The organism is Thalassolituus sp. UBA675, assembly GCF_002297765.1.
Lineage (GTDB): Bacteria > Pseudomonadota > Gammaproteobacteria > Pseudomonadales > Oceanobacteraceae > Thalassolituus.
In genome coordinates, this window is the sequence record NZ_DBNJ01000029.1 from 1 (window position 1) to 13386 (window position 13386).

Sequence of the window (13386 nt, forward strand, 5' to 3'; positions counted from 1 at the left end):
CCCAAAACTGTGGGACAGCAGTGCGCTTCGGCGGGTTTTTTTATGCCTGTATTCTTTGAGGTGGGTAAGCAGGAGCCTCAGCTGGTTGTAGATAGAGCCTCAGCTGATTGTAGATAGAAACTCAGCGACCTTAACTGAGGCCGGGCCGTGTAAGGCTTCCTGAAACGCATCGGCGCCACGTGAAGGCTCCAGGTTTATTTCTACCGTTCTGGCATTAACGCTGTTAGCTACCTCTACAAATCCGGCTGCTGGGTAGACGTTGCCAGAAGTACCGATACTGATGAACAGGTCGCATTTCTCTAACGCTTGATAGATTTCATCCATGTATAACGGCATTTCGCCGAACCAGACGATATGTGGTCTCAAGCTGGCGGTACCACAGCATTCACATAGGCTGGTTGCTTCAATATCTGCCTGCTGACTATGGATTTTCCCGGTGGTGAGGCAACGCGATTTTTTCAGTTCACCATGCATATGTATGAGGTTCTGTGAGCCAGCCTCATGATGCAGATGGTCAACATTCTGTGTCACCAGTAAAAAGTCACCGGCAAATTCCTTTTCGAATTCAGCAAGAGCAATGTGAGCAGGGTTGGGTTTGACGTCAGCAAGTTGCGCCCGGCGACCGTTGTAGAAGCGCTGAACCAGCGCGGGGTCACGCTCGAAGGCCTCTGGCGTTGCTACATCTTCGAGGCGGTGGTTTTCCCACAGGCCGCCATTATCCCGGAACGTATTAATGCCTGATTCGGCTGAAATGCCCGCGCCAGTCAGTACGACAATTCGTTTCGGAGTGCTCATTACTTTTCTTCCTCAAAATGATCTGAGAAAAATCCGCGAATTTCATCGGCGCGTTGCATGGCATCGCTATAACCGAGGTCAATCAGTGCTTTACAGAAGCCTTTAGAAAACAGCAAGTAACTGAGAATACCTGATCCGTTCTGGCCTGCGTTACCACTGCCACCCAAGGTCATTTTCAGGGCTTTAGGAATTTCAGCAGCATGCTCGCCAGCAATCTGATCAATGGAACGGCTTGGATTGATTTCCAGTAACTCAATGGGTTTGAGCTCCATTCCTGCTTCCTTTCGAACATCTTCAGGAATACTGGTCAGAGTCCGGTTAATACGGCGCAGGCGCTCGACATCGGTTTCCATACTGTCGAGGAAAGCGGCATTTAACATATGACCCATGACCTTCGCCGGGCTTGGATAAGCCGCCGGAGGTTTCACGTGATCTTTACGCTTATGGGCGATACCCGAAACACCAATCACCATAACTTTCTCTGCACCCAGATGAAGTGCAGGGCTGATCGGCGCAAGCTGGCGAACTGCGCCATCGGCAAAATATTCGCCGTGTAATTTAACCGCAGGAAATATCATTGGAATCGCTGAAGACGCCATGAGGTGGTCAAGCGTTATTCGCGTACGTTTTCCAATCCGACGGTGACGGTTCCAGTTGGTAATACTGTAATGCCCTTGGAAAAAAGCGACTGACTCTCCAGTTTCAAGGCCCGAGCAGTTAACCGCGATCGCATGAAGTGCGCCGTTATCAATAGCGCCCTGAATCTGGTCGAATTTAATGGCTTCGCCGAGTAGTTCCCGTAATGGCTGATTATTGAGCAGCGACACTGGATCATTTTTAAATCGTTTTCCCATGACCATTGAGCGCGCCATTCTCAATATGCCGTGTGAAACTCCGAGAAAATCGGTGCGGTAAATATGATCAGGGGTGAAGTGCATCCATATTCGTTCGAGGTGCTTAATACCAATCCGGTAATTTTCTGCATAACTGGCAAGTGCTACGCCGTTAATCGCACCTGCAGATGTTCCTGAGATAACATCGAACGGATTGTAGTGGCCTTTGGGGAGAATTTTATGGATAGCTTTTAATACACCGACCTGGTACGCAGCTCGGGCACCACCACCAGACAGAATCAGCCCTGATTTTTTAACGTCCAAAATCACCTTCCAGAGGGTCGTTCGACTTTTATGAATAAGCCCCGAGTATAGTGCATAATGGCCACAACTGTGATGACCCGAGGCCCGAAATGTTCACTGGAATTGTGCAGACCCGACTTGCTGTTGCTGATGTTCTCAAGAAGGAGGATTTCGCGACCTTTATTTTTGATTTCTCTGATGAGCTTGTTGATGGGCTTGTGATTGGAGCTTCTGTTGCTATCAACGGCACCTGTCTGACGGCACGGGAAATTATTCCGGCCAGCTCTGGGAGTGGTGCTGGTAGTAGCACTGGTAGCCGTGTGAGTTTTGACGCTATTGGTCAAACCCTTAAGGTCACCAACCTTGGCGACCTGAAGGCTGGAAGTATCGTGAATATTGAACGTGCAGCTAAGTTTGGTGATGAGATTGGCGGTCATCTGCTATCGGGTCACGTGATGCAGCAGGTCAGGGTTGTTGAGGTTATTGAGACCGCGAATAACCTGGTGGTATGGATGGAGCGACCAGACAATCTCGCTCCTTATCTGTTAGATAAAGGCTATGTTGCGCTCAACGGTTGCAGCCTGACCATCGCGGAAGTGGCTGGCGACCGTTTTGCAGTGCATCTGATCCCTGAGACTCGTGATGTAACCACCTTTGGCCTGGTGACTGTGGGGGATAAGATCAATGTAGAGGTCGACCCTCAGACACAGGCGGTTGTAGATACCGTTCAGCGTCTGCTTGGGTCATCTGAGGCGTTAGGTTCGCTGCTGGAGACAATCAAAGCGACTTCAGATAACGGATAATATCGCCTGATTCGTACATCCATTCCTGTGTTTCACCGTCGTCAATCAGCAGGCACGGCACCGTGGTACGCCCGGTTGCTTCCTGCTGTTGCTTTCGATATGCGCTATTTTGCATTACGTTGCGCTTTTCTACTTCAACACTGAAGCTCGGCAATGCCATAAGAACGCGCTGACAGAATGGGCAATAGTCGTGATAGTAGAGAGCGTAAGTCATGCAGGGGTATCCCTTTAACTGAGAGTTCTATGGTCGAGTATACAGAACATTTGGTCTTGTTTCTTATTGCCGTTGTTGCCAACTGGTTTTCAGCATTGGCTGGTGGCGGAGCCGGCTTGATTCAACTGCCTATTCTGATTTTCATGGGGCTGCCTTTCTCGCTGGCGCTGGCGACACATAAAATCGCGACAGTTGCTCTTGGTCTTGGGGCGACAATGCGGCACCTGAGAGAAGGGCATCTCGATAAACTGATTCTGCTGGTTATCTTTCTTGCGGGTGCACCGGGTGTTGTTCTGGGCGCGCTCTTTATTCTGGACGTGAACGGGCGCCATGCGGAAATCGCGCTCGGTATCCTGACGCTGATGCTGTCTTTGTATTCCTGGTTTCGTCCTGAGCTGGGGTTATCTACCTCAGAAAAACATCGTGACGTTACCGGGCTGGCCATCGGCGCAGTGGGTTTGTTTATCATCGGCTTTGCCAATGGCGCCTTATCCGCAGGGTCCGGCCTGTTCGTTACACTCTGGCTCGTGTACTGGTTCGGTCTTGAGTACAAACTCGCGGTCGCTCAGACACTGGTCGCGGTGGGGCTGGGGTGGAATGGCACGGGAGCTGTAACTATGGGGGCGGTCGCTGAAGTGAAGTGGGACTGGATTCCTGCTTTGATTGCCGGTTCGCTGGTGGGCGGCTACCTTGGTGCGCATACCTCTATACAGTCGGGTAATCTGCTGATTAAGCGACTGTATGAGGTCATTACATTGCTGGTAGGCCTTAAGCTGCTCTGGGGCTGAGTAAACGACGTCTAAGGCCCAGCAGTATCAGTGTTGCCCAAATCCCGACAGCGCCGGCGCCGGTTGCTGAGTCGTCATCGGCTTCTGTGATCAGGGTGATATCGACAATTTCAGAGCTGGCAGCTGGGTTGAGGTTCACGGTGACCGGTGGTAGGGCGCTGTGGTCAACGGTCATGCTCTCCGGCAGTGCGCTCGCCAGAGTTGACATCCACTCATACTCAACTCGGGTATTGCTCAATTCGTTCAGGTCCGCCAATGACTGGCTACCGTCGCTGAGATTAATCCGGACTTCGGGCAGTTCAGAGTCAAAGTTGAAGCCCTGCGCCTGAATCAGACCGGTGAGCGTGTATGACACTGCTGCCGGTTCAAGTGTCACAGAAACTGCGTTGGTATTGGCCGGCACCTGCAGTTCTTCTGAACTGAACTCATCCCCGTCTATTTCAATGTCTACCGCAGTCGCTGGTAGTGTGATGGTTGCTCGTCCATTGGCATCTGTTTCACTGTCTGCGTCCAGGCCCCATCCTTCAACTCTTTCGTCTGTGATGGTGATGTCCGCGCCAGCAACCGGGCGGCCACTGTCGTCCCTCACCGTAATAGTCACTGTGCGACTTGCGACGATACTGAGGTTGAGTTCGCTGTCTGGAATATTGCTTGCCGTTGCGGTTACTGTACCGTTGAGGATGGCACTCAGGGACAGGCCAACGCTGGCTCGATTGAAGTCTGCGGTGGAGTCCGGTGCATCGATAGAGGTCAGCGCAGCTCCCGTCGTATCGGTGAATGAGATTCCTCCCGTGGCTGACAGGCTGATGGTGGCTGCTGCACTGGCACCTTCGATATAGAGCGATGCAGAGTCGGTGCTTTGCAGTAGAGGGTCGACGGAGGCGGTCAGGCGAAGCGGACGCTCAACGTAGAAGGTCGCTGTGTTGCCACTGCCGTCACTGACGTCGAGCGTATAGACTCCCGCGAAGGCACCCGAATCCGGCATGAGTAGAGATCCATTACTGATCAGCTCACTACCATCCTCACCGTTGAAGAAGGCGCTGATCGTGTAATTTCCGGTGCCGCCAGCCGGAGTGACTGTGAGCGCTCCGAGTGGGGCTTCATAGGTTGCTCCGTCATTGATTGATACGCCGCCAAGCGTCATTGTAATCGGCGGAACGGCTGATGGGTCTGTCAGCTCGACTGAAAAGCTGGTATCGGCGCTGAGGGTGCCGTCAGACACTGTGACTGTAATCGTCGTGGTCGCGGAGTTTGCGGTCGCTGCAGTGACTGTCAGGGTTGAGCCGCTTACCGCAACGGTCGCGACGCCCGTATCGGCTGATACGGCACTGAAGGTCAGGCTGTCGCCGTCGATGTCGGTTGCAGTCAGCGTGATTGTGGTTGAAGTGTCTTCTGGGATTGTCAGATCTGATACCGCCGACAGTACAGGCGCATCATTGATGTTGTTGACCGTCACCGTGAAGGTTTCAGAGTCGCTCAGACTCCCATCTGACACGCTGACCGTTACGCTGCCGGAGCCTGTGAAGTCTGTCGTCGGGTTGATACTGAGAGTGTTGCCACTCACAGACGCTCCCAGTGCCGCTGTTGCGCTATCCAGCTGGTAGGTCAGGGAGTCTCCGTCGACGTCACTCGCACTCAGCGTGACAGAGGTGCTCGATTCTTCGTTAACCGTCTGGGTTCCGATACTGGCCAATACTGGCGTGTCGTTGACTGGGGTGACCGTCACCGTGATGGTTTCTGAGTCAGTGTCTTCGCCATCTGTGACGTTAACTGTGAGGGTTCCTGAACCGTTGAAATCAGCAGTTGGATTGATGTTAAGCGTGGTACCACTAATGCTGGCACCGAGTGCGGCACTGTTGGCACCCAGAGAGTAAGTGAGGGAGTCAGCATCCGCGTCCGTCGCCGAAAGAGCGACATTCAGGCTGCCGTCTTCGCTGAGCGAGCGATTACCTATGACACTCAGAGACGGAGGGCTGTTCGGAGCATTCGCTGCATTGTAGCTCCAGCCAATATCAACGAGCAGTTGCTCTGCGAGCCCGGCGGTATCAAGGAACTCGGTATATTGTGGCTCCATCAATTCATTTGGAGTCATTGCGGTATCGAAGTGAGAAACCGATGAGCCAGGCTTATACGAACCCGGCGCGTACATCTGTACCTCGCCTGAGTTGATGCCTGATGAGTAATTGCCTGATTCTGCATTGGCTTCAGTTCCGCTCCAGACCAGATTTGTACCACTGCGCATGACATTTGAGCGTGTACCAGCAGCCTGATCTGTCAGCATCTGGCCGGTAGACGCGTCTTTGAGCTTGTAGGTGTAGGGATCGAAACCTTCAACAAATCCTTCCAATGTGCTCCAGCCGCCACCACTGTTCCCATCAGATTGTAGAGTGCTGAGAAAGCCCATGCCGTGGAGAATTTCATGGAGAACAACTGATAATAAGGAGTTATCGTTTCCGCTGGGAGCATCGTAGCCGTAGTACCAGTTGGTATTGAACAGGCAGTTATCGTTGTTATCTATGGATGAATTGAACTGTGCATTGATCTCTACAGTGCCAGTGTCTGCGTCGTAGCCGACCTGCTGGTTATAGAGCGCATGTGGGGTGATGGTTCGTGTGCTGAAATTGTAATCAAATGCGGCTGGACCAGCCTGACCCAACACGGCGGAGCCGGAAGAGCAAGTGAGCGGATCGAAGCTTGAGCCTACTCTGACAGTTACCGCAATATCAAAGGTATTGTTGAGAATATCCGCCGCGCGCTGGAAAACATTGAGGCGCTGCTGGCCTAGCGCAGTCGCCGGGTTTCCGCCTACGGCAGAGACCGAGGTAGCATCATTGAATCCTTCACCGGCGGAATCATTATTGACGATGACGATGTTCGCCTGAGCGAGTGATGGGGCTGCCAACACCAGTGATGCGAATAGGCGGACGAGATATGTCACGGGAGCTACCTGCAGAGTTCTGTCATTACAGAGTAGCTCTGACGGAAACGCACACCAGTGCGTTTCCGTTAATCCATGTAAGCGTTGTTAGTGTCTCTGTGTTACCGGGACACTGTTCTCAGACGCGTTCAGGAAGTTTTCAGACGACGGCGACCAATCAATGCCAGTGCCGTTACAAGCAACCAGGCTGCGTTACCGCCGCCAGAGCTGCCGGAGTCGCTATTGCCTGAATCTGTTTGACCTGACTCATTGTCTGCGTTGCCCGGTGCAGGGGCCACATCGGGCCCGATCAGAGAGATGGAAACCTCCTCCTCTCCGAGGTCAGGTCGCAAGGCCAACTCCACAGCATCTGCACTTCGGTGGGTAACCGTCAGTGTCTGTGGAGATACGTCCTGAACGTCACCGATCCACTCAAACTGTACCTGATTATCCGCGACCGTTGTCGGACGGATCGATTGTACTGATTCATCCGACATGGTTAGTTTGAGTTCAGGGCGTATAAAGCGGAAATCGAAACCCTCTGCGGTAACAAGGCCAGTCAACCGGTAGTAGCCATCCGATACTTCCAGGGACACCGTCACGTCAGAAGATCCCTGATATTCGATTACCTTTGACTTATATCCCGGTTTACTCACAATCAGGTTGAGGCTGGTATCCGGGAGAGTCAGCACTGCTGAGCCATCATTAGCCGTCGTCATCGTTTGTTGGATTCCCCAGGCACTAGTGCGCTCGTCATCGACCGTAATCAGAGCTTCGAGTCCAGTATCTGTACTATCTACGACATTAAACATTACCTGATTTCCCGCAACGACTTGCAGGTCAAGCGATGCGGTTGGTGCAGAACTCAGAGCAGCTTCAACTGAGTAAGTGCCAGGCGTCGCTCCCATTGCATTGATAAATACAGAAGCCGGGTTATTAGCTGCAGAGTTATCCGCTGCAGTTGCAGTAGTGATCGTGTCGCCCTCATTGTCAGCGAATCCTGGGGCAATGCTGCCTTCCGGTAGTTCATCACCGTTTATGGAGAAGATCACGTCCGAGCCAACAGTACCGCCTGCTGCAACCAGCTTGGCTTGAGTTGATCCTGCCATCACAGGGGTAACTGAAGGAGTAAGCAGTAGAGGTCGGCTTAGGGTAACCGTTGCCTCGTCAACGCTTGCTAAACCGTCGTCGATAGTAATGAGGTAATCACCAGCAAAAGCACCAATTGTTGGTAGGGTCAGTTCACGACTGCTATTTTCTCCTTCCAGAAGGTCAGGACGGTCGCCCTGATAGAACACCTCAAAACTATACTGGCCATTGCCTCCAGATGCGTCGAGTTGTACTGCTGCCAGGGAATCCAGTGCAACGCTAGCGCCAGATGCGATGAGCTGATCGTTAACCTTGATGGAGAGAGGAGATGGCTCAGTCCCGTCGGTAACCGTCGCAATGAAGGTTTTGGTATCAGTCAACTCACCATCAGAGATCGTTACCGATACTGTTCCACTGCCGTTGAATTCATCGGCAGCAGCCAGTGTCAGTGTGGTGCCTTCGACTGTAGCGGTTACTAGTTCCGGGTTAAGACTTTGCGCACTGAAACTCAGAGCGTCGCCGTCGACGTCACTACCACTGAGGGTAATCGTAGCCCCCGATGCCTGTTCGAAAGAGAGATTTGTTATATCGTCGAGCACCGGCTCATCATTTTCTGGCATAACAGTCAGACTGATCGCAGTTCCACTGTCTGCGAGTCCGTCACTGACGATCACAGTCACTGTTGAGCTACCATTGAAGTTTTCGTCAGGAGTGATTGTAAGTTCTGCGCCGGTGATGGTAGCGCTGACACCTTGACGAGTTCCCAGTATTGAGTAGGTCAGAGCATCACCATCCAAATCAACTGCAGTCAGTGTCAGTGTAAGCGGGGTGTCCTCTGTTAATGTTTGGTGTGGCTCTGTCAAAAGCACCGGTTCGTCATTAACGTTGGTGATCGTGACATTAAAGCTAAGGCTACTTTGTTTATCCCCGTCACTTACAGTCACGGTTACGACACCTTGGCCGAAGTAATTCTCGTCTGGAGTAAACGAGATTTCTTTATCGCTCAAGGTCATACCAAGCTCTGTGTTAGTCGTTGTCGCCGTGACGCTCAATTCATTCATGGCATTATCGACGTCAGACACTGAGATCGTTAAGGAAGCAGTATCCCCTTCAGGGAATGTGACATCCGCAACTTCAGAAATTGCTGGCTCATCGTTCACTGGTGTGACAGTCACGCTAAAGCTGGTTGTCACAGTGTTTTCACCATCGTAAACGGAAGCAGTAACAGAGCCTTCACCAAAGAAATTCTCGTCGGGTGAGACAGTTAAAGTTGCTCCGCTGACACTTGCTGATAAGCCCGCAGAAACGCTTGAAACATTATAGGTCAGCTCATCATCGTTGATGTCTGTAGCACTGAGTTCGACATCGAAAGAGGTGTCTTCAATTGTCGACTGTGTGGGTACTTCTGTGAACTCGGGCGGGTAGTTCGGAAGGTTGTCCGGATTTGGCGACCAGCCTATGTCGATCAATACTTCAAGCGACAGTCCGATATCAGAGAAAGTATCAGTGTATATCGGCTCCATGAGCTCGTCTGGTGCTAAGTCAACATCAAAGTGGGACAGGGAAGAGCCAGAATCGAAACTGGAAGGTGCGTAAAACTGAATTTCATTCTGATTGACGCCGCTAGAATAATTGCTGGTTTTGTTATTGGCTGAATCGCCTTTCCACGTCAGTCTGTCGCCAGATGTCATTGCGATAATACGCTGGCCGCGAGTCATCTCGTCTAACGTAGCTGATAAACCTGCGCGTCCGAGATTTTTAGATAACAGGCTGAAGCCTTCTTTGCCATCAGGCCAGCTGAAAGGAGCATGCGCAGACGATCCCATTAACCCGATGAATCCCATTCCATGAACTATTTCATGTAAGACAACACTTAAAAATGATGTGCCGCCATCTGGCGCTGAATCAAAACCATAATACCAACTCAAACCGGCCGTACAGCCATTTTGATTGTCGAGCGCGCTGTTAAACTGGGTGTCAATTTCTAGCCCAGAGCCATTCAGGTCTCTGTCGAGTATGTGATTTGCCAGCGCATATGGAACTACGCTCCCATTTGAATAATCCAGGTAATAGTCAGAAGCTCCAGCTTGACCCAGTACCGTACCATCGCCTGAGCAAGGTAGAACTGTAAATTGCGAACCGACGTGGACATCGTATTTTATATCCAGGCTCTCATTTAAAATACGGGCAGCTTCAAATAAAACATTGAGTCGCTGTTCACCCAGAGTCTCACCCGTGTTTCCACCTATTGGAGTTCTTTCAGAGGGATCGTTCAGCCCCTCATCAGGGTCATTTTGATTCACGATGATAATGTCAGCTTGTGCACTACAGGCAATCAAGAATAAAAGGCTCAAAAACTTATTCATTGGGTACTACCACGGTTCCTTCAGGGGTAATTTGCCGCTCGACCATTCGACGTGTGCCATCTTCATCGATGATCATCATCATCACGGTTGAGTATTGCTTTCCGGTATGGGCGGTTGCAGTTCCATCCCCATGTACGGTAATCGGGATTTCACTGGCAGGTATGCGCTGGCTTTCGATGTACTCTTCGAGCTCAGCGGGAAGTTCGCCGTCGTGATCATGATCGTGGTCATGATCACTGTGTGCGTTCGGTGAGGCTGAATCTGGAGCAGCAGCGGTACTGTTGGCTTCATCAACTGTTCTGTCTTCAGTTGTTACAGCATCCGATGGGTTATTCAGATCTTCGGTGAGCCTTGGCTGGGTAAACCAAACGGCAGAAAGAACGGCAATGATGATCGCAGCGGCCAGTATGAGCTGTCGCATGGGGTCCCTCCATCGTTTTCTTATATTATTTGTGTCGCATTATATCCGAATAATTAATGGAATACTTTACGATGGTTCACGGTTCCGGTCGGCGTTTTGTAAATCTGGTTGCCTCAGCGGACAGAGGGTCTTCTGGCCATGGATGCTTTGGATAGCGACCGCGCATGTCTTTTCTTACATCAGCGTAGGTATGACGCCAGAAGTGCGGCAGATCCTGGGTGACCTGTAACGGCCGCTGCGCCGGTGACAGCAGGTGAATCATCAGAGGTAGCTGGCCATTAAGAATCGCAGGCTGCCCTTCGAAACCGAACATTTCCTGCAGTTTCACGGCCAGTACCGGCGGGTTCTGGCGGTAATCGATACGGATATTCGTGCCGCTCGGCACTGTGATATGAGTTGGCACCAGGGAGGCCAGCCCCTGTTGCTGATCCCATTCGAGCTGAGAAAGCAGTGCGCCGCACAGATTCAGTTTCTTCAGGTCGCGCTGGTGGCGGGCGCTGGTTAAGAAGGGCATCAGCCAGTCATCGAGCGTATTCAGCAGGGCCTCGTCAGAGACATCCGGCCAGCGCTCTGGCTGGAATTCATGAGCAAGTCGCAGCCGGCTTAACAGGTTCGTTGCAGAGTCATCCCAGTTCAGTACTTTCAGACCCTTGGCCAGAATCAGATCGCGCCAGGCCTGTTGCCAGTCATCGGCGGTCATTGTGTCGAGTTTCTTCGCCGATAGAATCAGTTTCCCCAGTCGCTGTTGTTCCTGCGCCTGAAGCTGGCCGTTATCGAGCCAGCGCACGTCGATATGGCGGCTGAGCATGTGCGGGTGGAGTTCAGTGAGTTGCGACATTGCTTGTTCAGAAAGTGTCGCCGCGGTGCGGACACGGTTCGGTTGTCCGGCGGCAATATCGGCACATGCAAGCAGCGGCTGACCAAGTAACGCACTGTCATCGGCCAGCGTGGCACCGGCACCGGAGGCTAGCAGATATTGAGTATCCGCTCCGCGTTTCTGACCGATACGATCCGGAAAAGCACAGCCGAGCAGAAAGCCGGTATCGGCGGGGGAGGTGTCTTTCTCAATATTGAGCTTCTGCATCAGGCGCTGGGCCATGGGCGCAACGCGGCTTTTCCAGCGAGAAGTCCCGCGAGCCTGTAGCAGTATGCGCTCAATATCATCGCCCTGACGCAGCAAGGCCGGTTCCTGCAACAGTGCCGCCAGCTCAGAGGCATTTTTACCGAAGCCAGCAGCCTCGCCACGGATCAGCATATTGGCGAGACGGGGCTCAAGGCCTGTAGTCAGGCAACGCTGCCCGTGATCGGTGAGCTGCTGATTTTCGAGAATATCTAGCATGCAAAGCAGATCCTGTGCCTGACTGAGGTGGCCTTTGGGCGGGGGCGTGAGCCAGTCCAGTTCATCCGCAGACGCTCCCCACTGCACCAGATCCAGCAGTAGAGGTGCCAGATCTGCGTCGTTAATTTCTGGGCGGATATGCGCCGGACGCTGTTGCATACTGGTTTCGGTATAGAGGCGATAACACACTCCGGGAGCCTGTCTTCCGGCACGACCAGCACGCTGTACCGCACTGGCCACAGAAATATCCTGTGTTACCAGCTCCTGCATACCGAGTGCTGCGCGAAAGCGCACGCGTTTTTCCAGCCCACAGTCAATGACAACACGCACGCCATCAATAGTGACGGAGCTTTCGGCGATATTGGTCGCCAGAATGACTTTGCGCTGGCCATTATCATCGGGGTTGAGTGCCTGCTTCTGCTCTTTGTCATTGAGCTGGCCGTGCAGTGGGGTAATCAGAATATTTCGGGTAGATTCAATTAACGAATTCTGTACCCGGGTTATCTCGCCTGCACCGGGCAGAAACACGAGAATATCGCCCTCCGTATCGCGCAGGGCTTCACCGATGACTCGACAAACGTGAGGCACCAAACGCTCATTGGCGTCGCGGGCAGGGCGGTAGTGCGTTTCGACAGCGAAGCTGCGGCCATCGGATTCGATGACAGGAGCGTTCAGCAGCTTTGCCAGCTCGAGAGCATCCAGCGTGGCCGACATCACCAGCAGTTTTAACTCGGGATTAAACACCTGTTGCGCCTGAAGACACAGCGCCAGCCCCTGATCTGAGGCCAGATTCCGTTCGTGGAATTCATCAAAAATAATCAGGCCGACATCCGTCAGTTCCGGATCGTCCAAGAGCACGCGGTTAAGAATACCTTCGGTAACCACTTCAATGCGGGTTTGCGCAGAGACTCTGTTCTCCAGCCGCATGCGGTAGCCGACGGTCTCACCGGCCTGTTCATTTAACTGGCGGGCCATAAAAGTTGCAGCGTTACGCGCAGCCACACGCCGTGGCTCCAGCATGAGGATTTTTTTCCCAGCAAGCCATGCTTCCTCAAGAAGAGCCAGAGGAACACGAGTCGTTTTACCGGCGCCGGGCTGAGCGATCAGCAGTGCATTATCATGGCTCTCTAAGGCTGCTCTCAGATCGTCAAGAACGGCATCAATCGGTAAAACTGTGGACATTGCACTCTTTTGCTACTGGAACTGACAGGTCGTGATGATAGCATGAAGGTGAATGATCGATATTGGCTCAGTGGAGGCAAGGTTGGCAGACTCGAAAGTAGTAGATTTCGCAAAAGCGGGTGAGAAGCACCGTGCGGAGCGCTCACACAAAGACAAAGAAGAAAAGGTCGAAGAGATGCGCAAGCGTTTTGAAGGGGCTCTGCCTACGAAGAAAACGCCCGTGAAAGATTTTTTACGCAAGAAGAAAGCAAAAAAGAAGCGGTGATCTTTTAGAAATCCGAATTTCCTTCAGACGCAAAAAAGCCGGCTTTCGCCCACTGCTGTCCCACAGTTTTG

General features: G+C 52.3%; 10 protein-coding genes. 3 read left to right on the forward strand and 7 right to left on the reverse strand.

Going from position 1 to position 13386, the window contains the following annotated elements:
- Window positions 1-99: 99 nt before the first annotated feature.
- Both cobB and B3007_RS13155 read right to left on the reverse strand, forming a co-directional pair.
- Window positions 100-795 carry a Sir2 family NAD+-dependent deacetylase gene (gene cobB / locus B3007_RS13150; RefSeq protein ID WP_297530593.1) on the reverse strand — a complete coding sequence of 232 codons (696 nt, stop codon included), beginning with the start codon at window positions 793-795 and terminating at the stop codon, window positions 100-102.
- Window positions 795-1952, reverse strand: coding sequence for a patatin-like phospholipase family protein (locus tag B3007_RS13155; protein ID WP_273091900.1), 1158 nt, complete (start codon window positions 1950-1952; stop codon window positions 795-797). Before B3007_RS13155 ends, cobB begins: the two co-directional genes overlap by 1 nt.
- A gap of 89 nt (window positions 1953-2041) precedes the next feature.
- On the opposite strand from B3007_RS13155, the gene B3007_RS13160 reads away from it, so the two are divergent.
- Window positions 2042-2734, forward strand: coding sequence for a riboflavin synthase subunit alpha (locus tag B3007_RS13160; protein ID WP_297530597.1), 693 nt, complete (start codon window positions 2042-2044; stop codon window positions 2732-2734).
- On the opposite strand, the gene B3007_RS13165 is transcribed toward B3007_RS13160, so the two are convergent.
- Complete coding sequence (locus B3007_RS13165) at window positions 2709-2948, reverse strand: glutaredoxin family protein (protein WP_076514157.1); 240 nt, start codon at window positions 2946-2948, stop codon at window positions 2709-2711. The two genes, B3007_RS13160 and B3007_RS13165, sit on opposite strands and share 26 nt — an antisense overlap.
- Window positions 2949-2977: 29 nt before the next feature.
- Between B3007_RS13165 and B3007_RS13170 the strand changes: the two genes are divergently transcribed.
- Entirely contained in the window at window positions 2978-3736 is a 759-nt protein-coding gene (locus tag B3007_RS13170) for a sulfite exporter TauE/SafE family protein (protein WP_297530599.1), read from the forward strand.
- On the opposite strand, the gene B3007_RS13175 is transcribed toward B3007_RS13170, so the two are convergent.
- The 4 genes from B3007_RS13175 to hrpB all read right to left on the reverse strand — a co-directional run bounded on the left by B3007_RS13175 (window position 3717) and on the right by hrpB (window position 13050).
- A complete protein-coding gene (locus tag B3007_RS13175) occupies window positions 3717-6674 on the reverse strand; it encodes a tandem-95 repeat protein (RefSeq protein WP_297530601.1) in 2958 nt (985 codons plus the stop codon). The genes B3007_RS13170 and B3007_RS13175 overlap by 20 nt on opposite strands.
- 128 nt (window positions 6675-6802) lie before the next feature.
- Window positions 6803-9568, reverse strand: a complete 2766-nt coding sequence (locus B3007_RS13180) for a tandem-95 repeat protein (protein WP_297530603.1) — start codon at window positions 9566-9568, stop codon at window positions 6803-6805.
- Window positions 9569-10100: 532 nt separating this feature from the next.
- A complete protein-coding gene (locus B3007_RS13185) occupies window positions 10101-10529 on the reverse strand; it encodes a hypothetical protein (protein ID WP_297530605.1) in 429 nt (142 codons plus the stop codon).
- Between the two features lie 76 nt (window positions 10530-10605).
- The gene (hrpB, locus tag B3007_RS13190; RefSeq protein ID WP_301376984.1) at window positions 10606-13050 is read right to left on the reverse strand and encodes an ATP-dependent helicase HrpB; all 2445 of its coding nucleotides are present in this window, start codon (window positions 13048-13050) and stop codon (window positions 10606-10608) included.
- Between the two features lie 52 nt (window positions 13051-13102).
- Here hrpB and B3007_RS13195 point away from each other — a divergent pair, with 52 nt between their 5' ends.
- Window positions 13103-13315, forward strand: coding sequence for a tRNA (uracil-5-)-methyltransferase (locus tag B3007_RS13195; RefSeq protein WP_297530609.1), 213 nt, complete (start codon window positions 13103-13105; stop codon window positions 13313-13315).
- Window positions 13316-13386 lie beyond the last annotated feature (71 nt).